The organism is Micromonospora sp. NPDC049047 (assembly GCF_040649135.1).
Lineage (GTDB): Bacteria > Actinomycetota > Actinomycetes > Mycobacteriales > Micromonosporaceae > Micromonospora.
In genome coordinates this window covers 52,845-79,781 of record NZ_JBEZEY010000022.1, presented here as the reverse complement: position 1 = coordinate 79,781, position 26,937 = coordinate 52,845, and the positions used below count along the sequence as shown (strand labels likewise).

25 protein-coding genes are annotated in these 26,937 nt (G+C 71.3%); 13 read left to right on the top strand and 12 right to left on the bottom strand.

Annotation, left to right across the window (positions count from 1 at the left end):
• Positions 1–114 precede the first annotated feature (114 nt).
• Both AB0B86_RS27125 and AB0B86_RS27120 read left to right on the top strand, forming a co-directional pair.
• Positions 115–1,428 carry a DEAD/DEAH box helicase gene (locus AB0B86_RS27125; RefSeq protein WP_357403172.1) on the top strand — a complete coding sequence of 438 codons (1,314 nt, stop codon included), beginning with the start codon at positions 115–117 and terminating at the stop codon, positions 1,426–1,428.
• A gap of 256 nt (positions 1,429–1,684) precedes the next feature.
• The gene (locus tag AB0B86_RS27120) at positions 1,685–1,885 is read left to right on the top strand and encodes a hypothetical protein (RefSeq protein WP_357403174.1); all 201 of its coding nucleotides are present in this window, start codon (positions 1,685–1,687) and stop codon (positions 1,883–1,885) included.
• Between the two features lie 60 nt (positions 1,886–1,945).
• On the opposite strand, the gene AB0B86_RS27115 is transcribed toward AB0B86_RS27120, so the two are convergent.
• The 4 genes from AB0B86_RS27115 to AB0B86_RS27100 are packed head-to-tail and all read right to left on the bottom strand — an operon-like array spanning position 1,946 to position 5,098.
• Positions 1,946–2,377 (bottom strand): Rrf2 family transcriptional regulator, encoded by a 432-nt coding sequence (locus AB0B86_RS27115; RefSeq protein WP_357403176.1) that lies wholly within the window; start codon positions 2,375–2,377, stop codon positions 1,946–1,948.
• Positions 2,378–2,380: 3 nt separating this feature from the next.
• Positions 2,381–3,265, bottom strand: coding sequence for an ABC transporter permease (locus AB0B86_RS27110; protein WP_357420079.1), 885 nt, complete (start codon positions 3,263–3,265; stop codon positions 2,381–2,383).
• The gene (locus AB0B86_RS27105) at positions 3,255–4,034 is read right to left on the bottom strand and encodes an ABC transporter ATP-binding protein (RefSeq protein WP_357420078.1); all 780 of its coding nucleotides are present in this window, start codon (positions 4,032–4,034) and stop codon (positions 3,255–3,257) included. The genes AB0B86_RS27110 and AB0B86_RS27105 overlap by 11 nt, the downstream gene beginning before the upstream one ends.
• Entirely contained in the window at positions 4,031–5,098 is a 1,068-nt protein-coding gene (locus tag AB0B86_RS27100; RefSeq protein ID WP_357403182.1) for an ABC transporter substrate-binding protein, read from the bottom strand. The genes AB0B86_RS27105 and AB0B86_RS27100 overlap by 4 nt, the downstream gene beginning before the upstream one ends.
• A 263-nt stretch (positions 5,099–5,361) precedes the next feature.
• Here AB0B86_RS27100 and AB0B86_RS27095 point away from each other — a divergent pair, with 263 nt between their 5' ends.
• From AB0B86_RS27095 to nudC, 3 genes are read left to right on the top strand one after another with little or no spacing between them, the layout of a single operon-like run.
• Positions 5,362–6,672, top strand: a complete 1,311-nt coding sequence (locus AB0B86_RS27095) for a pitrilysin family protein (protein ID WP_357403184.1) — start codon at positions 5,362–5,364, stop codon at positions 6,670–6,672.
• Complete coding sequence (locus AB0B86_RS27090; protein ID WP_357403186.1) at positions 6,669–8,012, top strand: pitrilysin family protein; 1,344 nt, start codon at positions 6,669–6,671, stop codon at positions 8,010–8,012. Before AB0B86_RS27095 ends, AB0B86_RS27090 begins: the two co-directional genes overlap by 4 nt.
• Before the next feature lie 46 nt (positions 8,013–8,058).
• Positions 8,059–9,018, top strand: coding sequence for an NAD(+) diphosphatase (nudC, locus tag AB0B86_RS27085; protein WP_357403188.1), 960 nt, complete (start codon positions 8,059–8,061; stop codon positions 9,016–9,018).
• A 126-nt stretch (positions 9,019–9,144) separates the two neighbouring features.
• Here the strand turns inward: nudC and AB0B86_RS27080 are convergent, their stop codons facing one another.
• From AB0B86_RS27080 to AB0B86_RS27070, 3 genes are all read right to left on the bottom strand, one after another.
• Positions 9,145–9,420, bottom strand: coding sequence for a hypothetical protein (locus AB0B86_RS27080; protein ID WP_357403190.1), 276 nt, complete (start codon positions 9,418–9,420; stop codon positions 9,145–9,147).
• A gap of 210 nt (positions 9,421–9,630) precedes the next feature.
• Complete coding sequence (locus tag AB0B86_RS27075) at positions 9,631–9,870, bottom strand: DUF397 domain-containing protein (protein WP_357403192.1); 240 nt, start codon at positions 9,868–9,870, stop codon at positions 9,631–9,633.
• Between the two features lie 74 nt (positions 9,871–9,944).
• A complete protein-coding gene (locus AB0B86_RS27070) occupies positions 9,945–10,925 on the bottom strand; it encodes a helix-turn-helix transcriptional regulator (RefSeq protein WP_357403194.1) in 981 nt (326 codons plus the stop codon).
• Positions 10,926–11,140: 215 nt separating this feature from the next.
• Here AB0B86_RS27070 and AB0B86_RS27065 point away from each other — a divergent pair, with 215 nt between their 5' ends.
• A complete protein-coding gene (locus AB0B86_RS27065) occupies positions 11,141–12,445 on the top strand; it encodes an MFS transporter (RefSeq protein ID WP_357403196.1) in 1,305 nt (434 codons plus the stop codon).
• Positions 12,446–12,514: 69 nt separating this feature from the next.
• Here AB0B86_RS27065 and AB0B86_RS27060 read toward each other — a convergent pair whose 3' ends face one another.
• Positions 12,515–12,757, bottom strand: coding sequence for a mycoredoxin (locus AB0B86_RS27060; protein WP_357403198.1), 243 nt, complete (start codon positions 12,755–12,757; stop codon positions 12,515–12,517).
• Positions 12,758–12,849: 92 nt separating this feature from the next.
• On the opposite strand from AB0B86_RS27060, the gene AB0B86_RS27055 reads away from it, so the two are divergent.
• The 3 genes from AB0B86_RS27055 (at position 12,850) to AB0B86_RS27045 (ending at position 15,884) form a co-directional block, all read left to right on the top strand.
• On the top strand, positions 12,850–15,015 hold the full coding sequence (locus AB0B86_RS27055) for an ATP-dependent DNA helicase UvrD2 (RefSeq protein WP_357403200.1): 2,166 nt from the start codon (positions 12,850–12,852) through the stop codon (positions 15,013–15,015).
• Between the two features lie 123 nt (positions 15,016–15,138).
• Positions 15,139–15,387 carry a hypothetical protein gene (locus tag AB0B86_RS27050; RefSeq protein ID WP_357403202.1) on the top strand — a complete coding sequence of 83 codons (249 nt, stop codon included), beginning with the start codon at positions 15,139–15,141 and terminating at the stop codon, positions 15,385–15,387.
• 131 nt (positions 15,388–15,518) lie between these two features.
• On the top strand, positions 15,519–15,884 hold the full coding sequence (locus AB0B86_RS27045; RefSeq protein ID WP_357403204.1) for a WhiB family transcriptional regulator: 366 nt from the start codon (positions 15,519–15,521) through the stop codon (positions 15,882–15,884).
• A gap of 294 nt (positions 15,885–16,178) precedes the next feature.
• Here the strand turns inward: AB0B86_RS27045 and AB0B86_RS27040 are convergent, their stop codons facing one another.
• The 3 genes from AB0B86_RS27040 to AB0B86_RS27030 form a co-directional block, all read right to left on the bottom strand.
• A complete protein-coding gene (locus tag AB0B86_RS27040) occupies positions 16,179–17,525 on the bottom strand; it encodes an AarF/ABC1/UbiB kinase family protein (protein ID WP_357403206.1) in 1,347 nt (448 codons plus the stop codon).
• On the bottom strand, positions 17,522–18,634 hold the full coding sequence (locus AB0B86_RS27035) for a hypothetical protein (RefSeq protein ID WP_357403208.1): 1,113 nt from the start codon (positions 18,632–18,634) through the stop codon (positions 17,522–17,524). The genes AB0B86_RS27040 and AB0B86_RS27035 overlap by 4 nt, the downstream gene beginning before the upstream one ends.
• A 255-nt stretch (positions 18,635–18,889) precedes the next feature.
• Complete coding sequence (locus tag AB0B86_RS27030; RefSeq protein WP_167457767.1) at positions 18,890–19,060, bottom strand: DUF5679 domain-containing protein; 171 nt, start codon at positions 19,058–19,060, stop codon at positions 18,890–18,892.
• A gap of 514 nt (positions 19,061–19,574) precedes the next feature.
• Between AB0B86_RS27030 and AB0B86_RS27025 the strand changes: the two genes are divergently transcribed.
• Together AB0B86_RS27025 and AB0B86_RS27020 are read left to right on the top strand one after the other, a co-directional pair.
• Positions 19,575–20,105: a M48 family metallopeptidase gene (locus tag AB0B86_RS27025; RefSeq protein ID WP_357403210.1), complete on the top strand. Its 531-nt coding sequence runs from the start codon at positions 19,575–19,577 to the stop codon at positions 20,103–20,105.
• A gap of 444 nt (positions 20,106–20,549) precedes the next feature.
• Positions 20,550–21,155, top strand: coding sequence for a hypothetical protein (locus tag AB0B86_RS27020; protein ID WP_357420077.1), 606 nt, complete (start codon positions 20,550–20,552; stop codon positions 21,153–21,155).
• Between the two features lie 240 nt (positions 21,156–21,395).
• Here AB0B86_RS27020 and AB0B86_RS27015 read toward each other — a convergent pair whose 3' ends face one another.
• Positions 21,396–22,685, bottom strand: coding sequence for a zinc-dependent metalloprotease (locus AB0B86_RS27015; RefSeq protein WP_357420076.1), 1,290 nt, complete (start codon positions 22,683–22,685; stop codon positions 21,396–21,398).
• 115 nt (positions 22,686–22,800) lie between these two features.
• On the opposite strand from AB0B86_RS27015, the gene AB0B86_RS27010 reads away from it, so the two are divergent.
• Positions 22,801–23,814 carry a PDZ domain-containing protein gene (locus AB0B86_RS27010; protein ID WP_357403216.1) on the top strand — a complete coding sequence of 338 codons (1,014 nt, stop codon included), beginning with the start codon at positions 22,801–22,803 and terminating at the stop codon, positions 23,812–23,814.
• 96 nt (positions 23,815–23,910) lie between these two features.
• On the top strand, positions 23,911–26,913 hold the full coding sequence (locus AB0B86_RS27005; protein WP_357420075.1) for a UPF0182 family protein: 3,003 nt from the start codon (positions 23,911–23,913) through the stop codon (positions 26,911–26,913).
• Positions 26,914–26,937 lie beyond the last annotated feature (24 nt).

Genomic DNA, 26,937 nt, shown 5'->3' with positions numbered 1-26,937 from the left:
GCCCGTACTCCAATCGGTTCGTGCTTGTGAGTCCTGGCTGCCGTGCGCAGCCGGTTGACAGCGCCGACTTCGGCGCCCTCCCTCGACACGTGCCGCGTCGAGGAAGGCTTCCGCATGACCACAGTTATTCCTTCTTTCGCTCATACCGGTCTGGCGCCGGCGCTGCTCACCGCGCTTACCGCGCAGGGCATCACGGAGCCGTTCCCGATCCAGTCGGCGACGCTGCCCGACTCGCTCGCCGGCCGGGACGTGCTGGGCCGGGGTCGTACCGGCTCCGGTAAGACCCTCGCCTTCGGGCTCCCGCTGCTGTCCCGCACCGCCGGCCGCAAGGCCCGGCCGGGCCGCCCACTGGCCCTGGTGCTCGTGCCGACCCGTGAGCTGGCCCAGCAGGTCACCACGGCGTTGGCCCCGTACGCCCGCGCCGTCGGGCTGCGCTGCGCCACCGTCGTCGGCGGGCTGTCGTTGCAGCGGCAGGCGGACGCCCTGCGTGCCGGTGCCGAGGTGGTCGTCGCCACCCCCGGCCGGCTGCACGACCTGATCAACCGCGGCGACGCCCGGCTGGACCAGGTCGAGATCACCGTGCTGGACGAGGCCGACCAGATGGCCGACATGGGCTTCCTGCCGCAGGTCACCAAGCTGCTTGAGCAGGTCGCCCCGCAGGGGCAGCGGATGCTCTTCTCGGCCACCCTGGACGGTGGCGTGGACCGGCTGGTCCGCCGCTTCCTGAGCAACCCGGTCACCCACTCGGTCGACCCGGGCACCGCCACGGTGACCGCGATGACCCACCACGTGCTGCACGTCGACGCTCTGGACAAGCCCGACACGCTGACCCGGATCGCCGCCCGCGAGGGCCGCACCATCCTGTTCATGGGCACCAAGCACCGCGCCGACCGGCTGGCCCGCCAGTTGCTCGCCAAGGGCGTACGCGCGGCCGCGCTGCACGGCGGCAAGTCCCAGCCGCAGCGCACCCGCATCCTTGAGCAGTTCCGCAACGGCCAGGTGACCGCTCTGGTGGCCACCGACGTGGCGGCCCGGGGCATCCACGTGGACGGCCTGGACATGGTGGTCAACGTGGACCCGCCGGCCGAGGCGAAGGACTACCTGCACCGGGGCGGCCGCACGGCGCGGGCCGGCGAGTCCGGTTCCGTGGTCACCCTGGTCCTGCCCGAGCAGCGCCGGGACGTGTCGCGGCTGATGGCGGTGGCCGGCATCCGACCCGAGTCGGTGCAGGTGCGCCCGGGTGACGCTGCGTTGGCCCGGGTGACCGGTGCCCGCGAGCCGTCCGGCGTGCCGGTGACCATCGTCGCCCCGCCGGCGCCCGCCGTCCGGGGACGCGGTGCCGGTGGCACGGCTACCGACGGTGCCGCCCGTCCGGCGCACCGCGCGTCTGGTCGGTCGCGTCGCCCGCGCCGCCCGCGTACCGTCTGATCTGCTGCGCTTCCATCGACCCGCACCGCTTCGGCGGTGCGGGTCGATTGTTTCTCCAGGTGCTCCGGGCGGTCGGCTGTCCGTGTGGCCCGCCCGGCGCACCGACCGGTCGGTCCGCCCCGCCGCACGGCCCGCCCCGCCCGGTCGGTAATCAGCCTCGGGTGGGTCGGCTGGCCGACTGCGCGCCCGCCGACCGTGGTCGAAGCTAGCCGACGGGGGGACGTCGGGCGGGGGGCTCGACGCGGGAGGGGTGACCATGGCGGGCGAGGTCGGCTCGGGCGCGGTGCGCGAACTGATCCTGGTGGTCGCGCTCGCGCTCGCCGGTCTGTTGCTCGCCATGGTTGCGGCCTTCGTGCCCTGGCACGCCACCCCGACGGGTAACGCTCCCGCCGGGCTGGTGGAGCTGCGCGGCCCCGACGACCCGGGACCTGGCCCGGCGGTCGCACACGTGGGCTGAGCAGTCGCCGGTGTGGTTGGGTCGGCGGGGCGCCGATCCGACCACACCGCCTCCGCCGCTTCAGGTGGTGGGGGCGCGGTCGGTCGGGTGGTGGGTGAGCAGGTTGGCCAGTGTGGTGCTGTCGACCACGGTGGCGATCGCCCCGTGCACCGCCAGCCAGACGTCGGTAAGCCCGGCGGCCACTCCGTGGTAGCCGGCACGCTCGGCCGGTAGGCCACGCACAGTGGTGAGTGAACCGCCGACCGCGCGCAACACGTCGCCGACGGTGATCTCGTCGGCGGGGCGGGTCAGGGCGTACCCGCCGTCCGCGCCGCGATGACTGTCCAGCAGGCCGGCCCGGCGCAGGTCGAGCAGGATGCCCTGGAGGAAGCTGAGCGGGATGTCCTGCACCTCGGCCAGGCTGGCCGCCTTCACCAACTCGCCGCCGCCACCAGCGGCGGCGACGGCGAGCATCGCCCGGAGCGCGTAGTCACTGCGCGCGGAGACGTACACCGCTCAGTTGCCCGCCTGGTCGAGCACGCCCCAGCGGCGCCGGATCGCCTTGTCCGCAGCGCCGAAGGCGGCGTCCACGCCGAGACCGAGCACCAGAATGACGATCATGGTGGAGAGCAGCCAGGGTGCGTCGGACAGCTCCCGCGAGTAGGTAAGTTGGGCGCCGAGCGACGTCTGCGAGATACCGACCACGATCAGTTCACCGGCCATCAGGCTGCGCCAGGAGAACGCCCAGCCCTGCTTGAGGCCGGCGACGATCGCCGGCAGGGCGGCCGGTGCGATGACGTACCGGTAGAGGTTGAACCCACGGGCGCCCAGGTTGCGGCCGGCGCGCAGCAGCAGCGGCGGCACGTAGTCCACACCGGAGATCACCCCGTTGGCGATGGACGGCGCGGCACCGAGCACGACCACGAAGAAGATCGCCTTCTCGCTCAGCTCGAACAGCAGGATCGCAAGCGGGAACCAGGCGATCGACGGCATTGTCTGCAACGCGGTGATCATCGAGCCGATGGCCGCGCGCAGCACCTTCGACCGGGCCACCGCCAGGCCCAGCAGCAGGCCGACAGCGACCGAGAAGACGTACCCGACGGCGGCCCGGCGCAACGTGGTGGCCAGACCTTCCCAGAGCTGTGGGGCCTGGACCTGGCTGGTCAGCTCGCGGCCGACCTCCATAGGCCCCGGTAACGAGTACGGCGGCTTCCACCCCGACCAGACCACCAGCTGCCAGACCGCGATGGCGATGGCCAGCGCCGCCAGCTTGGGCCAGGTGGCCGCCCAGAACCGGGCACCCCGGGAGACCTCCTTGTCCCGGCCGGCGATGTCCAGGGCGTCCAGGCCGGAGATCTGCGCGTCGGTACGCGCCGCGCTGGTCAGCGTGTCATTGGCCATGGCGGCCCACCTCCGTACGGAGCCGCTCGGTGACCTCGGCGGCGATGGCGGCGACCTCGGGGGAGTCGATCCGGCGGGGGCGCGGGATGTCCACAGCGGTGGAGTAGATGATCCGGCCGGGGCGGCTGGAGAGCAGGATGATCCGGTCGGCCAGCCGGGCGGCCTCGCGGACGTTGTGCGTCACGAAGAGCACCGACAGGTTGCGCTCGGACCAGATCCGTTCCAGCTCGTCGTGCAGGATGTCGCGGGTCATCGCGTCCAGCGCGCCGAAGGGTTCGTCCATCAGCAGCACCGGGGTGTCCAGGGCGAGCGTGCGGGCCAGGGCGACCCGCTGCCGCATGCCCCCGGAGAGTTCGTGTGGGCGCTTGCGGCCGAAGTCGGCAAGGTGCACAGTGCGCAGCAACTCGGCCACCCGCTCGCGGCGTTCCGCCCGGGGGAGCCGGCGCAACTTGAGCGGCACCTCCACGTTGCCCTCGACGGTCAGCCAGGGAAACAGCGCCGGTTCCTGGAACATCAACCCCGGGTTGGCGTCGCCGGCCAGCCCGATCTGGCCGCCGCTGGGCCGGTCCAGTCCGGCGACCAGGTTGAGCAGGGTGCTCTTGCCGCAGCCGGAGGCGCCGACCAGGCAGACGAACTCGCCGGGTGCGACGTCGAGTGACACGCCGTCGAGGGCCAGCACGGCGCTCGGCCCGCGGCCGTACACCTTTGTCACGCCGGAGAGCGCGACGGCTGTCGTCGCGCTCTGCGGCGTCGTCGTTGTCGACGTCATGGCTGGACGACCTCGGGCTTGCCCTGCGCCTTGAGGGACTTGTTGAGGTACGTCAGGTCGTACAGGCCCTTGAGGTCGACCGGGTCGGTCAGCTTGACCTCGACAGCGTGGTCGAGACCGGCCTTGAGCGAGGTCGCGATCGGGTCGTTGGTGAACTCCAACGTCGGCCACGCCTGCTTGATGAGCTTCAGGTCCAGCGGCTTTCCGGTGATCTTGCCGATCGCGTCGGAGATGGCCTGCTGGGCCTCCTCGGGCCTGCTGTTGACGAACTCGTTGGCGGCCACCTGGCCGTCGACCAGCTTCTGCACCACGTCCGGGTGCGCCTTGAGGAACTTCGTGCTGACCAGCAGGTTGGTGATGACGAACTTCTTGTCCGGCCACAGGTCACGCTCGTCGACGAGCACCTTGCCGCCGGCGTTGATGAGCTGGGAGACGAATGGTTCAGGGACCCAAGCGCCGTCGATCGCGCCGCTTCGGAAGGTTTCCAGGGTCTGTGCGTTCTGCTGCGGGACGATCTTGACGTCGCCGCCACCCTCCTTGGTGGTGGTGAGGCCCTGCTGCTTGAGCCAGTACCGGATCGCCACGTCCTGGGTGTTGCCCAGCTGCGGGGTGGCGACCTTCTTGCCCTTCAGGTCCTGCACGCCGCTGATCGCGGGCTTGACCACCAGGGCCACGCCGCCGGAGGCCGCGCCGGAGACGACCCGGACGGCCTCCCCCTTGGACTTGGAGAAGGCGTTCACCGTCGGGTTCGGCCCGATGTAGGTGGCGTCCAGCGCGCCGGAGAAGACCGCCTCGATGGCCTCCGGGCCGGCGTTGAAGGTCTTCGGGTCGAGCTTGACGTCGGCGCCGAGCTTCTCGGCGAAGATGCCCTTCTCCACGCCGACTACCGCCGGCGCGTGGGTGATGTTGGGAAAGTAGCCGAGGCGCAGCGTCACCGGGCCGCCGGAGCCGCCACCCGAGCCGTCGCTGTCGTCGCCGCACCCGGCGGTGCTGCCCACAGTCGCCGCCCCGAGGGCGGCAAGGGTGGCCAGGGTGACCAACCGACGCAGGGGGAGCCGTCTCATCGTCCATCCAATCCGCAGTATTCCTACTTAGTTGGTAGGAAGAGTGGGTCAGGGCCTGGCCAGCGTCAAGACCCATCCACATGTCGGGATGGCGTGTCTCGCTTATGTCGGTATTTCCTATCAACTTGATAGGCCGGTCGACGGCCGCGAGGCGACCACGCGATGCCTGCCGAACTCGTTGCTGTCCCGCCGCACCGCCCCGGTTTCGGCGGCTCCGCTGAGGTCGCGGGTGGTGGGGGTGCCGACGCGCTAGGGTCGACTCCGTGCCTGCGCGGAGATCCAGAATTCCAGCGACGAAGTATCCGATCGAGCGGTTCACCCTCGACAACGGCCTGCGGGTGGTGCTCACCCCCGATCGCAGCGCCCCGGTAATCGGGGTTGCGGTGGTCTACGACGTCGGCATCCGCTCCGAGCCGGAAGGACGCTCTGGCTTCGCGCACCTCTTCGAACACCTGATGTTCCAGGGCTCGGAGAACCTGGAGAAGCTTGCCCACTTCCGGCACGTACAGGGGGCGGGTGGCACGTTCAACGGCTCCACCCACCTGGACTACACCGACTACTTCGAGACGCTGCCGAGCAACGCGCTCGAACGTGCGCTGTTCCTGGAGGCGGACCGGATGCGCGGCCCCCGGCTCACCGAGGAGAACCTGCGCAACCAGGTCGACGTGGTCAAGGAGGAGATCCGGGTCAACGTGCTCAACCGGCCGTACGGCGGTTTCCCCTGGTTGACCCTGCCGCCGGTCATGTTCGACACCTTCCCGAACGCGCACGACGGCTACGGTTCCTTCGACGACCTGGAGTCGGCGACCGTCGCCGATGCCGCTGACTTCTTCCGCCGCTACTACGCCAGCGGCAACGCGGTCCTCGCCGTCAGCGGTGACATCGACGTGGCCGAGGCGACCGAGTTGGTGAACCGCCACTTCGGCGACGTGCCGGCCCGGCCGGCACCGGTGCGGCCCGACTTCACCGAGCCCGACCTGACCGCCGAGCGGCGCACCTCGTACACCGATGCCCTGGCGCCGCTGCCGGCGGTCGCCGGTGCCTGGCGGGTGCCCGACCCGGTCAGCGATTTCGCCGGCTACCTGCCCTACGTCGTGCTGGCCGAGGTGCTCACCGACGGTGACGCGTCGCGGCTCGTCGAGCGGATGGTGCAACGGGACCACACTGTGACAAGCCTCGGCGGTTACCTCGGCTTCATGGGTGACCCCTTCGACGTCCGCGACCCCACCGCGCTGCTGTTGCAGGCGCACCTGCCACCCGGCGGCGACGTGGACAAGGTGCTGCGCACCATCGACGAGGAGTTGGACCGGCTGGCCACCGACGGGCTGACCGACGGTGAGCTGGCCCGCACCCAGGCCCGGATGGCGACCCACCTGCTGCGCGACACCGACGCGGTGCTCGGCCGGGCGCTGCGGATGGCAGTGCTGGAGCAGCAGCGCGGCGAACCGGGCCTGCTCAACGAGCTGCCCCGGCTGGTCGGCGAGGTCACCGAGGAGCAGGTCCGGGCCGCCGCGGCCACCCTGCGGCCGGAACGCCGTGCCGCGATCGAGGTCATCGCCGGAGGTGCCCGATGAGCACGACCACCGCTCCCGCCGGGCCGCGTACGCTGCCCCCGCTCGGCCCGACCCGCAAGCTCAAGGTGCCGAAGCAGGCCGAGCGCACACTGCGCAACGGGCTCACCGTGATCGCCGTACGCCGGCCCGCCGTGCCGCTTGTCGAGCTGCGGCTCTGGGTGCCGTTCGGCCGGGTCCACCTGGCCCGCGGCGCGATGCTCTCGCAGACCATGCTGTCCGGCACCGAGTCGATGACAAGTGTGCAGCTCGCCGCCGAGTTGCAGAAGGTCGGCGGCGGGCTCTCCGCGGGCGTCGACCCGGACCGGCTGATGCTCTCCGGCGCTGGCCTGGTCACCGGCCTGGACCGGATGCTGGAGCTGCTGGCCGAGGTGCTGACCAGCGCCAGTTACCCGAGCGACGAGGTGGCCACCGAGCGGGACCGGCTCGTCGACCGGATCCAGGTGGCGCAGAGCCAGCCGGCCCACCTGGCCCGGGAGGCGCTGCTGAAGCGGATCTACGGCCGGCACCCGTACGCGACGCAGACCCCGGAGCCTGGCCAGATCCGCGCCGTTCGACCGGCGGCGCTGCGCACCCTGCACGCGGCGCGGGTGCACCCGGCCGGCGCGCAGCTGGTGCTGGTCGGCGACGTGCAGCCGGAGAAGGCACTGGACGCGGCCGAGCGGGCGCTCGGCGGCTGGGCCGGTGCCGGGCGCGTCGCGGAGCTGCCGGCGACGCCGCCGCTGGAGCCGGGGCCGCTGCTGCTTGTCGACAGGCCCGGATCGGTGCAGTCGTCGCTGCGGATCGCGCTCCCGGCGGTGTCCCGCACCGACCCGGACCATGCTCCACTGCAACTCGCCAATCTGATCTTCGGCGGCTACTTCTCCTCTCGTTGGGTGGAGAACATCCGCGAGGACAAGGGCTACACGTACGGCCCGCACTCGGGGATCGAACACTCCGTGGCCGGGTCGGTGCTTGTCGCCTCCGCCGAGGTGGCCACCGAGGTCACCGGTCCGGCGTTGCTGGAGACGACGTACGAGCTGGGTCGGCTGGCGTCGTTGCCGCCGAAGCCGGAGGAGTTGGAGCAGGCCCGCCAGTACGCCCTGGGCACCCTCCAGCTCGGCATGTCCACCCAGGCCGGGCTGGCCGCGTTGACGAGCGCGTACGCGGGCAACGGGCTGCGGCTGGACTTCCTCGCCGAGTACGCCGCGAGGTTGGCGAAGGCGAGCACCGACGACGTCGCGCGGGTGGCGGCCCGGTATCTGGCACCGGCTCGGGCGGCGATCGTGGTGCTCGGCGACGCCGAACGGGTCACGCCAGGGCTGGCCGCGCTCACCGAGATCCGTACCGAGCCGCTGTCATGAGCGAGCGCAGCGGGCGGGCCGTCCGGCGCAGCCGCGAGGCGCGGGCGTGAGCGGGGAGGCCGCGCCGCCGTTGGCCCGGTCCACCCTGGATCGCTCGGCCCACCTGCGGGGCGACTCGCAGTGGTTGACCGAGGCGTGGCTGCGGGCCCGGGTGTTGGTGCTCGACTCGTCCGACGAGGGCCGGACGCTGGCCCGCGCCGACGCGTCACCGCCGGCGCTGGTGCTGCTCACCGCTGCCGATGTGCCGGCCGGGTCGGCGTCGACGGCGATGTTCCTCGGTGTCGAGCCGGACGGGGTGCCGGTCTTCGCTGTCGACGCACCGCTGCCGGACCTGCCGGGGACCCGGGCGGTCAACCTGCGCGAGGTGGGTCATCTGCTCGCCGACCGGGAGGCCGGCATCTTCACCACCGCGTTGGCCCTTGTCAACTGGCACACCCGGCACGGCTACTCGTCGGGCACCGGGGCGCCGACCGCCATGGACGAGGCCGGCTGGTCCCGGGTGGACCGCAACGGTGGGCGGATCTGGCCGCGTACCGACCCGGCGATGATCGTGCTGGTGCACGACGGTGTGGACGGTCCGGACGGGCGCTGTCTGCTCGGCAACAACGCCAGCTGGGCGGGCACCCCGGACGGCCGGCGCTACTCGTGCCTGGCGGGCTATGTCGAGCCCGGGGAGTCGGCGGAGGCCGCCGTGCTGCGCGAGGTCCGCGAGGAGGTGGGCATCGGGATCGAGCGCATCAGGTACGTGAGCAGCCAGGCCTGGCCGTTCCCCGGCTCGCTGATGTTGGGTTTCCTGGCCACCGCGGACCCGACCGATCCGGTGCGGGTCGACCCGTCCGAGATCGCGGACGCCCGGTGGTTCGCGCGCCACGAGATCGGGGCGGCGCTGGCCGGGCGGACTGTCGATGTGGGTGGCGGCGCTCGGCTGATCCTGCCCCCACCGTCGTCGATCGCGTTGTTTCTCATCCACCGCTGGCTCGACGGTTGGGTGGACGCCGACCGGTGAGCACGGTCCCGGCCCGTGGCCGCCGTTGCCGCGACGGTCACAGGCCGGGAACACGGGCCGTCGTGGTCGGCGGGTGCGCGAACGCGGCGGGGGAGCCGGTCCGACCACGACGGACGTCTGGTGTGGTCAGGTGCTTGTGCGATTGGTTCTGCTCCGGAAGGCCGGCCGGGGCTCGTTCAGCGGCAGGACCTTGACCCGTTGTCGGCCGGCCCGGACCGCGCCGACCGCGGCCAGGGCGCGGGCCAGCAGCAGTGCGGCGTCCCGGTCCTCGGCGTGCACGATCTGCCGTCGCGGCTCGGGCGCGGTCGTCTCGTCGCGTAGTCGGTGGCCGTCCGCCCAGGCGGCGGCGATGTCCCCGTCGGCGACGGCGCGGATGTCGGTGCGAACGATCAGGAACCGCATGAGGGTCTCCGGATGAACCGCGACGGATGAGCCAGTGTGGAAGTTCCACGTTTCGACGGTCATGTTACGCCGCGTGAACATCGCAGCAACGCAAACGCGCCTATCGGTTCTGAGCCTCGTCCGATCATCCGATGCCTGCTCAGCGGGCTTGCGCCCGGGACGAGACGGGGCCGCCGGCAGGATGCCGACGGCCCCGTTCCGCTCACCGGGTCAGTTCAGATCGAACTGGCCGCCCTTCGCTCCGGCGATGAAGCCGAGCCAGCCGGCCCGATTGAACAGCAGCACCGGGCCGCCTCGGTCCTTGCTGTCGCGCAGCGCGACAGCGGACGGGCCGGCGGCCAAGGGGGCGACCTCGACGCAGTTGGAGGTCTGGCTGCGTGTGCTGGTACGCCACGGGGCGTCCGCCAACGAGTGGGCGGAGTCGGACGGCGTGTTGCGGATGTCGTTCATGGTTCTGCTCCTGGTGTGAACCGATCCGATGGGACGAGTGGCGTCGCACGTCCGGACGGATGGGCCCCCGTGGATCACCGTTCCGTCAGTCGCCCCGCATCCCGGCGGCGTTGGGTCGGCGCCGTTGCCGGCCCGAACGCCACTGTGGATGGGGGCACCGCCTCGGTCAGCCGTCCCGTCGACTCGATCAGCCAGGAGAGGGTTTCCGACTCGGTAAGTGCCGCCGTGCATAGCCACTCGAACACCACTTTATAGCTATTTAGTGGGATTACCTCGGTCGACATGACGTCGGTGAACCCCCCTTCGATGGCCAATGTCTCCGGGTCGAGCGGATCGGCGAACCGGTAGACGGAGAACGCGGTCGGCGGAAGGTACCAATTACCGACCGGGGTGTCCCGCAACAGCACGTGCAGCGTCACGTTGGGCAGCAGGGCCAGCTCGCACAGCTGCACCAACTGCTCGTGCAGCACCTCGGGCGGTCCGGCCCGATTGCCGAGGGCCGCCTCCTCCAGGACCGCCGTGTAGCGCGGCGCGTGCGGCTCCCGGGTCAGCAGCGACTGGCGGGCCATCCGGGCCTGCACCTCGGTGTCGAGATCGTCGCCGGGTTCGGGTTCACCGGCACCCGCGCCCACCTCGCGGGCCGAGAGCAGCCGGACCTTGGCGTACCCGGGGGTCTGCAACAGGCCCGGTACCAGCACCGGGTTGTACTCGGAGATCTCCGCGCAGCCCGCCTCCAGCTCGGCCCAACTACGCTGCTGTTGCGTCATCACTGGGAAGTTCTTCAACCAGCCCCGCATGTCGCCGGCGTCGCCGGCGATCCCGAGCAGCTCCGTGTGCAGTGCCTCGTCGGCCCCGTAGAGGGCCAGCAGAACGCCGACGTCCTGCGGGTCGGGTCGGCTGCGGCCGTTCTCCAGGCGGGACAGTTTGGACGCAGACGCCCAACCGATCCTCTCGATTACCTGATCGCCCGTGAGGCCCGCGGCCTCGCGCAGGCGGCGCAGTTCTAAGCCCAACCGTCGGCGACGCATGATCGGGCTGGGTGCGGCAGGAGGCACAGTGTCCTCTTTCCCGTCGACCGCCGCAGACGCGACGGTAACTGTATGAAATTCGCCCCCCACGGCCAGTATGGACGGCGCGACCGGCGTCGGAGCTTCCGACGGGGGCGTGTCTTACAAAAATGGACCACAGGACTGCCCGATGACGACGGACCTGCGGTCGCAGCCCCGTCGACCACGCCCACCCGGGCGCGCCATCCCCGCCGGAGGGACACATGCGCACCGTCCTGCGCCGACCCGACTTCCGCCTGCTCTTCGGCGGTCTGCTGGCCAGCATGACCGCCGAGTCGATTCTGCTGCTCGCACTCGCCATCTGGGTCAAGGATCTGACCGGTTCCAACGGGCTCGCCGGCGGCACCATCTTCGCCGTCGTCGCGCCGATGACGCTGGCACCGGTAATCGGCTGGTTCGTCGACCGCTATCCCCGCCGGCCGTTCTTCGTCGCCGCCAACGTGGTCACCGCGGCACTGCTCACCCCCCTGTTCACCGTCGCGGACGCGGGTGACGTCTGGGTCGTCTACCTGGTGGCGGCCCTGTACGGGCTGTCGTCGATCACGCTCGGGGCGGCGCTCAGCGGGCTCATCCGGGAGTTGGTGCCTGTCGAGTTGCTCGCGGAGGCGAACGGCGTGCTGCAAACCGTACGCCAGGGGATGCGGCTGGTGGGCCCACTGGCCGGCGCGGCGCTCTACGCGGCGCTCGGCGGGTGGGCGCTGGCCGCGATCGGCATGGTCGGATTTCTGACCGCGGCGGCGGTGGTGACCGCGCTGCCCACGCCGCAACAGCCGCCCTCGACCACCCGACTGGGCTGGCCGGCCGAGTTGGGTGCCGGCCTGCGGCACCTGGCCGGTGAGCCGGCCCTGCGTCGGGCCCTGCTCGGCTACGGGCTCGGCTCACTGGTGATGGGCTTCAGCGAGTCGCTCATCTTCGCCTACGTCGACCAGGGGCTCGACCGTGACGCCGCGTTCGTCGGTGTGCTGGTCACCGTGCAGGGCGTCGGCGGGCTGCTCGGCGGGCTCTGCTCACCGGCCCTGGTCCGCCGGCTCGGAGAACTCGGCACACTGGCCGCCGGGGTCGCCTTCTTCTCCCCAGCCGCGCTCGTGCTCGCGTACCCGGACCTCCGGCTCGCCTTCGCCGCGGTGCTGCTGGCCGGCGTCTCGCTCCCGCTGACGATGGTCGGGCTGCACACGCTGATCCAGCGCCGGACCCCGCCGACGCTCGTCGGCCGGGTCGCCGCGGCCACCCAGGCGGTGGTCAGCGGGCCGCAGGCGCTCTCCATCGGGACGGGCGCGTTGCTTGTCGGTTTCCTGGACTACCGGATGCTGTTCGCGCTGGTCGGGATGGCCACCCTGGCGGCCGGCGGTTACCTCTGGCGGGGGCGGCACCTGAGCGCCCCGCCCGGCGCCCGCCCGCCCACGCCGCCGACCCGGCCGACCGGCCCGAGGATCCCGGCCCCCCGACGCCCGGTCGAGGACGCCGAGCGGCAGGTGTCGACCGGCACCCACCGACGACCGCCCGGGTGACGGCTGCCGAAACACGACGAGCGGCCGCCCCGGGTGGGGCGACCGCTCGTGCGCAGGGGCACCGGCCGATCAGGCGCTGAGGGTCTCCAGGTGTTGCTTGACCTGGGTGATCGAGGGGTTCGTCAGGGCGCTGCCGTCGGCGAAGCGCAGCGTCGGCACCGTCTGGTTGCCGCCGTTGACGCTCATCACGAAGTCCGCGGCGTTCGGGTCCTGCTCGATGTCGACCACCTCGTACCCGATGCCCTCCCGGTCGAGCTGCGACTTCAGGCGGTGGCAGTAGCCGCACCAGGGGGTGGAATACATCGTCAGCATCCTCGGATCCTCCAACTCCTCCGGCCGCGGCTTGCGGATCAAGCCGAGGCTGTTCGCTGCAACGCTGGGAGGAGCTGAGATGATTCCTGGTTGTGGCGGTTCACTCAGCGTCGGAACAGGTGCTCGCCGGGCTGGACCCGGAGCAGCGCTCCGCGGTGACCGCACCCGCCGGCCCGGTCTGCATCCTGGCCGGCGCCGGCACCGGCAAGACCCGGGCGATCACCTCGCGGATCGCCCATCGGGTGCTCTCCGGTGAGATCTCCCCCCGGCATGTGCTCGCCGTCACCTTCACCGCCCGCGCCGCCGCCGAGATGCGACACCGTCTCACTCTGCTCGGGTCGCAGGGTGTGCAGGCGCGCACGTTCCATGCCGCCGCTTTGCGCCAGGTGCGGTACTTCGCACCCCGGCTGCTGGCCGGACGGGCCATGCCCGAACTGCTGGACAGCAAGGTGCGGCTGGTCACCCTCGCCGCCGCCCGGGTCGGCCTGCGCACCGACCGGGCCGCCGCCCGCGACCTGGCCGGTGAGATCGAGTGGGCCAAGTCGTCGCTCGTCGAGCCGGGGGACTACGTGGTGTCCGCGGCGCGGGCGCTGCGCGACACACCGCACGAGCCGGCGAAGGTCGCCGACGTGTTCACCGCGTACGAGCAGCTCAAGCGCTCGAACGGCGTGATCGACTTCGAGGACATGCTGCGGGCCGCGGTGTGGGGCATCGAGGAGCACCCGGACGTCGGCGAGCAGGTCCGCGGCCAGTACCGGCACTTCGTGGTCGACGAGTACCAGGACGTCAACCCGCTCCAGCAGCGGTTGCTCGACGCCTGGCTGGGTGGCCGCAACGACCTCACAGTGGTCGGCGACGCCAGCCAGACGATCTACTCGTTCACCGGGGCGACCTCGGCGTACCTTGTCGACTTCCCCCGCCGCCACCGGGGTGCCACGGTGGTCCGGCTGGTCCGCGACTACCGGTCCACCCCGCAGGTGGTCGGGCTGGCCAACGCGGTGATCGCCCAGGCCCGGGGCACCGAGGCGCGGCTGCGCCTGGAGTTGAGCGGGCAACGCCCACCGGGACCGGAACCCGACCTGCGGATCTTCACCGACGAGCCGGCCGAGGCGAACGCGGTGGCCGCGCGCTGCCGGTCACTCATCGACACGGGTACGCCGGCGAAGGAGATCGCCGTGCTGTTCCGGGTCAACGCGCAGTCCGAGGCGTACGAGAAGGCGCTCACCGAGGCCGGCGTGCCGTACGTCGTGCAGGGCGCGGAGCGGTTCTTCGAGCGGACCGAGGTGCGCCAGGCGATGGTCGCGCTGCGCGCCGCCACCCGGTCGATCCCCGGGGAGACACCGCTGCCGGCCGCCGTCGTCGAGGCGCTCACCGCGGTCGGTTGGGCTCCGGACGCGCCCCCGGCCGGCGGCGCCGCCCGGGAGCGCTGGGAGGCGCTGTCCGCGCTGGTCCAGCTCGCCGAGGAGTACGCGGCCACCCCCGAGGTGGTGCCGATCGGCGAGGCCGCGTCGGTGGAACGCCCCGTCACCCTCGCCGACTTCACCGAGGAACTGGCCCGCCGGGCCGCCCAGCAGCACGTACCGACAGTGGACGGGGTGACCCTCGCCTCGCTGCACTCCGCCAAGGGGTTGGAGTGGGACGCGGTCTTCCTGGTCGGTCTCGCCGAGGGCACCCTGCCGACCACGTACGCCAAGACCGTCGAGCAGGTCGAGGAGGAACGCCGACTGCTCTACGTCGGCATCACCCGGGCGAGGCAGTGGCTCTGGTTGTCGTACGCCGCCGCGCGCTCGCCGGGCGGGCGAGCCCGGCGACCGTCGCGGTTCCTGCCCCAACTGGACCGCTCCGGCGGCACCGAACGGGCAACCGGCACCGGTCCGGCGGCCAAACGCCCCGAGCGACGGCGTACCCAGATCGTCTCCTGCCGGATCTGCGGCGCGACCCTGCTCGCCGGCCCGGACCGCAAGCTCGGTCGGTGCCCCACCTGCCCGTCCGACATCGACGATGAGCTGCACGAACGGCTGCGTGAGTGGCGGCAGCGGGTGGCCGGGGCGCAGAAGGTCCCGGCGTACGTGGTCTTCACCGACGCGACGCTTGTCGCGTTGGCCGAGCGGCGGCCCGGCCGGCCCGAGGAGTTGATCGCCATCGCCGGTATCGGCCCCCGCAAGCTGGGCCTCTACGGGGAGTCGGTGCTGGCACTCGTGGACGGCGCGGGGGTGGACGACGTCTGCCCTGAGAAAACTTTCGAAATCCAGTCGTAAATTCGTTTGCCCTCGCCCCAGCGCGAGGAATAGCCTCAGGACACACCACGCGAGCGGCGCCATTCCGGCTGCTCACGAGGGTTGGTCCAGTCGATTCTGAGGAACGTGAGGGAGGTGGCACCCGTGAAGATCTTCACCTATGAGCGTCTGGCGGCGATGCCGTCTGTCGACGCTCCGATGTCGGCTGTCCGGGTGGCCCTTACGGCCGCACGACCGTCGGTTCCGCAGGTGCACCAGGTTCAGGCCGAGCTGACCCTGACCGTCGCACCAGTCGGAGTCGAGGGGACCAGTGGATCCATGGGCAATGGCATCCAGGTCGCCAAGAAGCGCACGGATGTCCGCGGCGTTCCACCTCGAGGTAAACCGGTCTGATCCATCAGACACCGGCTCACCTCGAGGCCGCGGAACCCGCTTACCGGGATCCGCGGCCTCAGTTTTTTGCCCGTCGTCAGTACGTCGGAATGCGATCCATGAGATCGAAGTGAGAGAGAGGTGACCGGGAGATGAGTCTGGCGTTGGCCCCCATCGACGTGAGCGTCGAGCTGGAGGCGAACCTGCCCTGCCGGAAGTTCGACCCCGACCTGTGGTTCTCCGACTCGCCCGCCGAGCTCGAGCTGGCCAAGTCGCTCTGCGGGGACTGCCCGCTGCGCGTCGAGTGCCTGGCCGGGGCGGTGGAGCGGGCGGAGCCGTGGGGCGTCTGGGGCGGCGAGATCTTCGAGCGTGGCGCGGTCGTTCCGCGTAAGCGGCCCCGTGGCCGTCCGCGCAAGGAGGACGTCGCCCGCGACGCCGAGCTTCGGGTCGAGGCCGAGGCGCGCCTGGCGGCCAGTGGGCTGTCCGAGGCGCGTGGCGCGGTCCGGCTGGCAGCCTGACATGTTCCCGACCCGTACCAACTACGCCGGTGGCACACCGGCAGTGAGCGAGAAGACGATGTTCAACTTTCCGACTGGAGCCTTCGAGATGCAACTACTCCACGAAGCGTTGTCCCGGGCTCGAATGCGTCGGCCTCAGGCCGGTCGTACCACCACGAGCACTGAGGCAACCCGTTCCGCCCGTACCGTCGCTATGAACAGCCGCCACCAGGCGGCTCGTGACCTGGGCGTCCTCTAATACCACCCCGATCTGGAAGGGCGGGTGCCGACCGGCACCCGCCCTTTCGTACGTATTCAGGCGACCGGCGCGAAACCGGGCAGCCAGCGTTCCAGGATGCTGCGGTACGGGGCCTTCGCCTCCAGTTGGCAGAGCACCCCGATCGACCCGAGCGTCACCCGGTGGATCAGCAGGTACGACGGCGGCAGATTGAGCTGCCGACTCAGCTGGTAGGTGGGGGAGCGAGGGCTGGCCAGCCGCCCCGCCTCGCCCCGCAGCCAGGCCCGGGTGAACCGGAACCCGTCTGCCGCGATGGGCTCCAGCATCGGACGGATGAAGTCGAGCACCCCCTCGGCGTCGATCTCATCGGTGGACCCGATGAAGCCCTCGGACCGCAGCCCGGCCACCACCTCGTCGGCATCGCCGCGCAGGGCCATCGCGGCGATGCGACCGATCGGCTCCGGAGTGCCCTCCGGCATCCGGGCCACCGCACCGAAGTCGATCACACCGAGTCGGCCGTCGGGCAGCAGCCGGAAGTTTCCCGGATGCGGGTCGGCGTGCAGCAGCCCGGCGCGCTGCGGGGCGGAGAGGTGCAGCGTGGCCATCAACCGGCCCGCCTCGTCCCGCTCCTCCTCGGTGCCCTCGCGGATGATGTCGGCAAGCGGAGTGCCGTTCACCCACTCGGTGACGAGCACCCGGGGCGCCGCATTTATCACCTTCGGAATGTAGATCTCCGGGTCGTCGGCGTACGCCTCCGCGAAGGCGCGCTGCGACTCGGCCTCCAACTCGTAGTCCAGCTCCTCGGTGATCCGCTCCCGCAACTCGACGAGGAGGGGCTTGACGTCCAGGCCGGGCTGGATGGCCCGGAACATCCCGCCCAGGCGGGAGAGCTGCTTCAGGTCGGTGAGCAGCGCCTCTCCGGCGCCGGGGTACTGGATTTTGACAGCCACGTCCCGGCCGTTCGGCGCACCCGACTCGTCCAACCCCGGCTCACGCCACCGGGCCCGGTGCACCTGGCCGATGCTTGCCGCAGCCGCCGGGACGTCGTCGAACTCGACGAATCGGTCCCGCCAGTCCGGGCCGAGCTGCTCGGCCAGCACCTTGTGCACGCTGGCGACCGGCAGCGGGGGCGCCGCCTCCTGGAGCTTGGTGAGCGCCTGGCGGTAGGGCGCGGCGATCTCCTCCGGCAACGCGGCCTCGAAGACCGACAACGCCTGGCCGAACTTCATCGCCCCGCCCTTGAGCTGGCCCAACACGCTGAACAACTGCTCGGCGGTGCGCTGTTGGATCTCCGCGGAGATCACGTCGGAGGCGAGCCCGGTGACGCGCTTTCCCATGCCGAGGACGGTCCGACCGGCGAAGCCGAGCGGCAGGGCGGCGAGCTTGGCGGTGCGGGACACGGCGCGGCGCGGGATGTCGGTCACCCGGTCATTGTTACCGACCGGAGGGCCCCGCTGCTGCTCTGCGGCCGGGCTGGTGCGGTGACTCGCCCCCGCGAGCACTCACAGGCCGGGTGCGGCGGCCAGCCTCGACGGCGGAAACGGCCCGCGCCGGTGATCTCCACAGCCGCGCCGAGCGTCTCCGGCTGCCCGCCGTCGAGCTGGGTCAGCGCCTCGGCCAGCGCGTACCCGATGGCTGCGAGCAGCGTCCCGGTCGCCCCGGCGGCCACCGGGTCGGCGGCGACGAGTTGGGCGGCGAGCCGCGGCCAGTCCGGGTCGCGGTCGGCCCGGTGCAGCTCGACGCAGTGCAGGCAGGGGCCGGCGGGTGGGCAGACCAACGGCCCGATGACCGGTACGCCCTCGCGCAGGATGACCAGCAGGTGTGGCTGCCGGCGCTGAGCGAAAGCGGCGGCGAGCAACGCGGGCGGCCGGTCCGCCCCGAGTTGGATCACCAGGTCCACCCGGCCGGCCCGCACCGGCTGGGTGTTGGTACCCGGTGCGCCACTGTCGACCGCGGCCCGCACCGCCGGCGCCAGCGGATGGCCCAGCTCGCTGGCGGGGATGCCGGTGCCGACCAGGTCGACGGGGCGTACCGGGCCGGTGAGCAGGGGGACCACCTGCCCGACCCCGGCCTGCGCCAACCCGACAGTCAGCGGCCCGCCGAGCGCGCCGCTCCCGGTGAGCACGACCCGGCCGGCCCGCCGGCGACGCAGGACCTGGGCAGGGGTGCCGGGCAGCCGGGCGGCGGCCAGGGCCAGCGCGCCGGCTTCCGCGGTGAGCCGGACGCGGGCGGGGCCGGCCAGGTCTCGGGGGAGCAGACTGTGCGCGGGCACCAGCAGGCCGGCCGCACGCAGGGCGTCGAGCAGGCTACGCGCATCGTCACCGGTGACCTGGTCGGCGGCGGCCCGAGCCAGCACCGCGCGCTCGCTGTGCCTGCCGTCGAGCAGGTCGAGCAGGTGGGCGGCCCGCGGGTTGGCCAGCTCCAGCAGCACCGCCGGCCCGGGGCTGACGCCGAGCTGGAGGGTGTGCCGGTCTCGCCAGAGCCGGTTGAGGCCGGGCAGCAACGTGGGGCGGGGTACGACGGTGCGGCTCATGGTCACCAATCGTGACCGTGTCCTCGCGTTCGGTCGATCGTTATCCACAGGCGCTCGGGCCGCTGTCCAGCGTTGTCCACAGGGTTTGCTGACTTATCCACAGCCCGCCGACGAGGCTGTCGGTCACCCGACAGGGCGTCGCCGACCGGTCGCCCTTCGCCTTCCGCCCTCGGCCTTCGACCCCTCGGTCCCTCGCTGGAGATGGCGCGGGGGCGGGGTGGCCGCTGGCCGCCCCGCCCCCGTCACTCGTACAGGTCAGACCTTGGCCTTACCCAGGATGCGGTTCACTGTTGTTCCGCATACCGGACACTTGCCCTTGGCCATGTTCATCCCGGTCTTCGAGACCTCAACGTGCCCCTCGAAGTCCCGCTTCTCCTTGCACTTCACGCAGTAACCGTTGTAGGTCGTCTGGGCCTGGTCGGCCACGGTGCCCTCCTCGTCTCGTCCGCCGGTCGATGCCGTCCCGGCGGGGGTGCCCGGCGGCGGGCCACGCGGGGCGCCGGCGCTGGGTCTCACTCCACGGTCACCTTCGTAACCGCTGGTCCGCGGACCCTACCCAGGTCTGGGCGGTTCCATGTCAGCTGTGCATCGACACTGTGAGCTAGTCGACGTCGAGAGTGTGCATGGCGAAATAGGTCGGATAAGTCAGTTTGGCGGGGACACGCCGACCAAACCCCCACAGACACCCGTGCGAGTGCCCCTGCGGCGGCGTCCGGCGCCGTGATCACCTACGGTGGGGAGGTGCCGCGTGCCGGTGCCATCGGTGTTCACGAAGGGTGACGAGATGGTGCGGCGGTGTGGCGGTCAAGAAATTTTCAGGACGCCAGGCGACCAATCACCACTTTCCGGGCGCGTGTCGAGTGGTTGACTCTTGCGGACCCCTGGTCAGTACGCATTAGCTTTCCTTCGTGACACGTAGCCGAGGCTGCGCGGGCCAGTGATGGCGGGGACGCGTAAGCCGGTCGTCGAGGTGCGGCGCAGTCAGCGCCGGCGACGTACGGTGTCCGCGTACCGTGACGGTGAGCGAGTCGTCGTTCTCATCCCGGACCAGTTCTCCCGGGCCGAGGAGAGCGAGTGGGTCGACCGGATGCTCGCCCGGCTCGCCGCCCGGGAGGGGCGCCTGGCCCGCTCCGACGCGGAGCTGCTGGCCCGCGCCACCCGGCTCATCGACCTCTACCTCTCCGGGTACGCCACGAAGGCGGTGCCGGCCAGCGTCCGATGGGTCACCAACCAGAACGGCCGATGGGGCTCGTGCACACCTGCGGACCGCAGCATCCGGATCTCGCACCGCGTTCAGGAAATGCCCGAGTGGGTGATCGACTACGTGCTGCTGCACGAGCTGGCGCACCTGATCGTGCCCAGCCACAACACCCGGTTCTGGGCGTTGGTCGGCCGCTACCCCAAAGCCGAACGCGCCCGGGGCTACCTCGAAGGTGTCGCCGCCGCCTCCGGCGCACCTCTCCCGACCTGATCCAGCTCCCCCAGCCCAACGCCCCGCGCCCCCCGCGCCACGCAGTGCCCCGCGCCCCCGGGCGCCACGCAGTGCCCCGCGCCCCCGGGCGCCACGCAGTGCCCCGCGCCCCCGGGCGCCACGCAGTGCCCCGCGCTCCCGCGCGCACGCAGCGCCCGCGCGCCACGCAGCGCCCCGCACCCCATCCAGCGCGCGTCCGGCCAAGATCGACTCGTCTTTCTGGAAGCCGTGCTGTCGACGGCCCTTCGACACCGCAGTTTCGCGGAAGCCGAGTCGATCGTGGTGGCTGGGTCGGGCGGGGCGGCCGTGCGAGGTGTCCGGGCCCACACGGCGGCGCGGGGGGCGGCGGGACGGAGACGAGTAGGCCGGACGGAGACGAGTAGGTCGGGCGGGGCGGGTAGGTCGGGCGGGGCGACCAGGCCGGGCGGGCGCTAGGCTCGGGGGATGGCGCGACGGGTGGTGGTGGCGTTGCTCGGGCCGGTGCAGTGGTCGCCGCCCGGTGTCGACCGGGCCGAGTGGCGAGCGGCTCTCGCGGAAGACGTCATCGACCTGCTCGCCACGCTCAACGAGGTGGAGGTCGCGGTCGCGGTGACCCCCGCCGATCGGCCCCTGGCGGACGCGTTGGTGTGGCCCGGCACGACCGTGTACGAGGTGGCCGAGCCGACCCCGAACGCCGTGTTCGCCGCTCTGGAAGGTTACGACCAGGCGGCGGTGCTGGTCAGTGACGTACCCGATCTGCCTGCGCTCACCGTCGGCAAGCTGCTGCGCCCACTCACCACCCGGCCGGTCGCGGTGGCCCCGGTCGAGGGCGGCGGCCCGGGTCTGCTCGGGGTGGCGGTGCGATTGCCCGCGCCGGACTGGCTACCGATGATCGACCTGGACACGGCGACGCCTGCGGACGCGCGCTGCGGCGCTCCGCGACCAGGTGACGTGGCGGTCACGGCCGGCTGGCGCCGGCTGCGCGGCCCGGCTGACCTGGCCACCCTGGACCCGGCCTTCGAGGGCTGGGAAACGACCCGCGCCCTTCTCTCGGGCGCGCGCCGCGTCTGACCAGCCGGCCTCCCGGGCGCGCGGCGCCCCGTCTGACCAGCCAGCCAGTCCTTCCCGCCTGCCGTACCCGTCGGTCAGCAGACCAAGCCCGCCCGCCTGCCGGACGCCCACCAGCAGGCCCAGTCGGCGCGCGGCCAGCCGCAGCCAGCCCGGCTGACCTGCTATCCGGTGCGCACAGACCGTGGGTGCCCGCCGTCGATCAGGCGGGCACCCGTGGCTCAAGCCGTCGAGGTGCGGACGTCAGGGCTTGCCGTCGCCCTCACCCTCGGTCTCGTCGGGCTGGCCCGGGGCCTTCTCCTCGGCCCCACCAGGAGCGGTGAAGTCGAAGGTGTCCAGCTCGCTCAGCTCCATGTCGTTCATCGCGAAGGCGACCGGGTCGGCGAAGTCGTCGTCCGAGGGCAGCAGGTCCGGGTGGCCCCAGACGGCGTCGCGACCTTCGATGCCGCGGTGCTCGGTGAGCGCGGCCCAGAGCGCCGCGGCCTCGCGGAGGCGGCGCGGGCGCAGCTCCAGGCCGACGAGTGCGGCGAAGGTCTGCTCGGCGGGCCCGCCGGCGGCCCGGCGGCGGCGGAACGCCTCACCCAACCGGACGACGTTGGGCAGCCGGTCGCTGGCGGCGCTGTCCACGACGTGGCAGACCCAGCCCTCGACCAGGGCGAGTGCGGTCTCCAGCCGGGCCAGGGAGGCCTTCTGCGCCGGGGTGTCCTCCGGCGTGAAGATGCCCTCCAGGGCGATCGCCTGCATCGACTCCGGGTCGGTCGGGTCGACCCGGCCCATCGCCTCCTCGATCGCGTCCCGGTTGACCCGGATGCCCGAGGCGTACATCTCGACCGCGCTGAGCACGTGCCCGCGCAGCCACGGCACGTGCTGGAACAGCCGCTGGTGGGCGGCCTCGCGCAGCGCCACGTAGAGGCGGACCTCGTCCTCGGGAAGTTCCAGGCCCTCGCCGTACGCCCGGATGTTGGCCGGGATCAGGGCGGCCGTGCCGGCCGGGCCGAGTGGCAGCCCGATGTCGCCGGCGGAGAGCACCTCCGCGGCGAGCGAGCCGAGCGCCTGCCCGAGCTGGCCGCCGAAGAGCGCGCCGCCGAGGGTGGCCACCATCGACTGCATCGGCCCGAGCTGGGCGCGTGCCTCCGGTGGCACCAGGTCGCCCATCGCGCCGACCATCCGGCTGGCGACCGGGTCGCAGAGCTTGCGCCACACGTCGAGCGTCTTGAAGATCCACTCGTTGCGGTTCCAGGCAACCGGTGACTGGATGCCCGACGGCCACGCCGAGGCCGGCTCCAACCACAGGTCGGCCAGGCGCAGCGCCTCCTCGACGGCGTTGCGCTCGAACGGTGACACCGCCGGGTCGCCGGCGGCTGCGAGTTGGCTGGCCGCTACCTGCCGGGCCAGGTCCCAGTTGACCGGCCCGCTGCCCGGCGCGGAGAGCAGGTGCTGCAACTGTGACATGAACTGCTGCATCTGCGCGGGATCGTTGGGGTCTGGTGGTTGCCCACCCGGGAGCGCGAAACCGAACGGAATATCAGGCACGACGTCTACGGTACGCGGACCGCGCCCCAGGTAGCCGCCGCTGGCGTTGCGCTGAGGGCGAAGTCGCGTGGCGCATCCGGCAGGTGGCGTCCGGTCGGTCGGTACGCTCTGCGGCATGAGACGTCGTGGCCTGACGGTCCTGCTCGGTGCCCTGTTCACCGCCCTGCTGAGCATCGGGGTGCTGCGGGTGCCGATCCCGTACGTGGTGCTCGGCCCCGGCCCGACGGTCAACACCCTCGGCACGGCCGACGGTAAGGAGGTCATCCAGGTCTCCGGGCGGGAAACCTCGACCTCGGCCGGCCAGCTGCGGCTGACCACTGTGGGAGTGCAGCCCACGGTGCGGTTGCGGGGCGCGATCGCGGGTTGGTTCTCCGACGACGAGGCGGTGGTGCCGCGCGAGCTTGTCTACCCGCCGGGGGAGTCGACCGAGCAGGTCGAGCAGCGCAACGCGGAGGACTTCAAGGCGTCGCAGACCAGCGCGGAGACCGCCGCGCTGCGGGAGCTGGGTTTTCCGGTGCAGGTGGTGATCAAGACGGTGGCCGGGGACGGCCCGGCGGCCGGGGCGCTGAAGGCCGGCGACGTGATCACTTCCGTCGACGGTCAGCCGGTGCCGGTGGCCGCGAAGGTCACCGAACTGATCCGGGCCAAGCCGGCGGGCACGGCGTTGACGATCGCCTACACCCGCGATGGCGCGCCGGCCACCGCGACGGTCACCAGTCGTGAGCAGGATGGCCGGCCGCGGATCGGTGTGGAGATCGATCAGCAGCAGCCGCACCCGTTCACCCTCGGCATCGACCTGGGGGACATCGGCGGGCCGAGCGCCGGTCTGATGTTCGCCCTGGGGATCGTCGACAAGCTGACTCCGGCCGATCTCACCGGCGGCCAGATCATCGCCGGCACCGGCACCATCGACGACGAGGGCACCGTCGGCCCGATCGGCGGGATCGCCCAGAAGCTGGTCGGCGCGAAGCGCGCCGGTGCCAAGGTGTTTCTGGTGCCGGCGGACAACTGCGCCGAGGCGGTCCGCAATCCGCAGCCCGATCTGCCGCTGTTGCGGGTGGGCTCTCTGGACGACGCGATGACCGCTCTGGAGACGTTGCGCGCAGGGGGTCAGCCGACCCGTTGTTGACCGGTGTGACCGTGCCCCGACACGCTCAGGAACACCCCGTACTCTGGGTGCCTGGTCGGAGCCGATCACATCGAGCGTGCGGAGCCAACAGTGGTCATGCGTAGTAGCAGCCCCCTGCCGAGGATGAGCCGGCGCGGGCGCGTCACCATCGCTGTCCTGGTCGGGGTGTTCGTGCTCTTCACCCTGCTCGGCTGGGGTGTCCAGGCGTGGACGGACTGGCTCTGGTTCGACGAGGTCCGTTACACCGAGGTCTTCACCGGTGTCCTGCTCACCCGGCTGGTGCTCTTCCTGGCTGTCGGTCTCGGCATGGCGCTGATCGTCGGTGGCAACCTGTGGCTGGCCTACCGGCTGCGCCCGCGGCTGCGTCCGCACTCGGTGGAGCAGGCGACCCTGGAGCGCTACCGGATGGTGCTCAGCCCGCGGCTGGGCACCTGGATCGCGCTGACCGCCGCGGTGGTCGGCCTCTTCGCCGGCCTCTCCGCGCAGAACCGGTGGAGCCAGTGGCTGCTCTTCCGCAACGGCGGTGACTTCGGGGTCAAGGACCCGGAGTTCGGCGTGGACATCGGCTTCTACGTCTTTCAACTGCCCTTCTGGCGTTACCTGCTCGGGGTCGCCTTCACCGCTGTGGTGCTGGCTGTGATCGGCGCGCTGGCGGTGCACTACCTCTTCGGCGGGGTCCGTCTGCAGGGCGTCGGGGACCGGATGAGCAACGCGGCCCGCGCGCACCTGAGCAGCCTGGTCGCGGTCTTCGTGCTGTTGAAGGCCGTCGCGTACGTGCTGGACCGGCGGGCGATGTTGCTTGAGTACAACGAGGGCGCCAAGTTGTACGGCGCCGGCTACGCCGACGTCAACGCGCTGCTGCCGGCGAAGGAGATCCTGGCGTACATCTCGATCGTGGTGGCGATCGCGATCATCGTGTTCTCCAACGCCTGGATGCGGAACCTGGTCTGGCCGGGGATCTCGCTGGCACTGCTCGGTGTGTCCGCGGTGGCCATCGGCGGCATCTACCCCTGGGCGGTGCAGACCTTCGAGGTCAAGCCGAGCGCCAAGGACAAGGAAGCGCCGTACATCCAACGCAGCATCGACGCGACACGGGCGGCGTTCGGGCTGGCAGCCACCGAGACGACCCCGTATGCGGCGAACAACCTCACCCCACCGGCGAACCTGGCCACCGACACCTCTGTGGTGTCGAACGTGCGGCTGCTCGACCCACAGTTGGTAAGTGAGACGTACACCCAGCTCCAGCAGGTGCGTGGCTTCTACGACTTCGGCCCCAAGCTGGACATCGACAGGTACGGGGTGAACGGCAAGACCTCCGACTACGTCGTCGGCGTCCGGGAGATCAACTACGGTGAGCTGACCGACCAGCAGAACACCTGGATCAACCGGCACACCGTCTACACGCACGGGTACGGCCTGGTGGCCGCCCCGGCGAACCAGGTGGTGTGCGGCGGGCAGCCGTTCTTCGTCTCCGGCTTCCTCGGGGAGAAGACCCAGGAGGCGTGCTCCTCGCAGACCGAGCAGATCCCGGCCACGCAGCCGCGCATCTACTACGGCGAGCGGATGGCGGCCGACGACTACGCGATCGTCGGCCAGTCCGACCCGAACAAGAAGGCCGAGTTCGACAGGCCGGTCGGTGAGGGTGGCGGCGAGTCCTACACCTACACCGGCGAGGGTGGCGTCAAGATCGGCTCGTTCACCCGGCGGCTGCTGTACGCGATCAAGGAGCAGGAGTCGAACTTCCTGCTCTCCGAGGCGGTGAACAAGGACTCCCGGCTGCTGTACGTGCGTAACCCGCGGGACCGGGTGGAGAAGGTCGCGCCGTTCCTCACCCTCGACGGTGACCCGTACCCGGCGGTTGTCGGCGGTCGGGTGCAGTGGATCGTCGACGGCTACACCACGGCGGCGACCTACCCGTACGCCGAGCGGGTCAACCTGCAGACCGAGACCACCGACGAGTTGACCAACCGGGGCACCTTCCAGCTGGCCCGGGAGAACGTCAACTACATGCGGAACTCGGTGAAGGCCACCGTCGACGCGTACGACGGGACCGTGACGCTCTACGAGTACGACGACAGCGACCCGGTGCTCAAGGCCTGGAACAAGGCGTTCGGCGGCGACCTGATCAAGCCGAAGACGGACATCCCGGTCGAGCTGACCGAGCACCTGCGCTACCCGGCGGACATGTTCAAGGTGCAGCGCAACCTGCTCACCAAGTTCCACGTGACGAACCCGGGTGACTTCTACTCCGCACAGGACTTCTGGCAGGTGCCCAACGTGCCGGACGCGCCGGACAGCGGCCAGAAGCAGCCCCCGTACTACCTGTTCACGCAGTTCCCGGGCCAGGAGGGCCCGCGGTTCCAGCTCACCTCCGCGGTCACCCCGAACGGCCGGCAGAACCTCGCCGCGCTGATCTCCGGGTCGTACGTCGACGGGAAGCCTCGGCTGGAGGTGCTGGAGTTGCCGGACCAGACCCGGATCTCGGGCCCGGTGCAGGTGCACCAGCAGATGACGAACAACGCGAACATCCGTCAGCAGCTCAACCTGCTCTCCAGCAACCAGGCGCAGGTGCAGTACGGCAACCTGCTGTCGTTGCCCTTCGCCGACGGCATGCTCTACGTCGAGCCGGTCTACGTGAAGAGCAACCAGCAGGACGCGTACCCGCTGTTGCAGAAGGTGCTGCTCTCCTACGGTGACGGTGGCTCCTTCGTGGCGCTGGCCGACAACATCAACGACGGCATCAAGCAGTTGGTCGAGCAGGGGAAGAAGGCCGGGCAGGGCACGTCGCCGCCGCCGAGCACCGGGGGCAACCCGACGACGCCGACCCCCAGCGGGAGCCCCACGCCGACGCCGAGCGGGAGCGCCACCCCGACGCCACCGCCGCCGAGCGGAGACCTGGCCGATGCCGCCGACCGGGTGCAGACCGCGATCACCGAGGTCCGGGCCGCGCAGACCTCTGGTGACTTCGAGCGGTACGGCCGTGCGCTCAAGGCGCTCGACGAGGCACTCACCGCGTTCCAGCAGGCACAGCAGGCCGCCGGAACGCCAAGCGGCAGCGCCGCACCGTCGGCGAGTGGCAGCCCGAGCGCGGGTGGCTGACCGCACTCGCCTGGCGTACCTCAC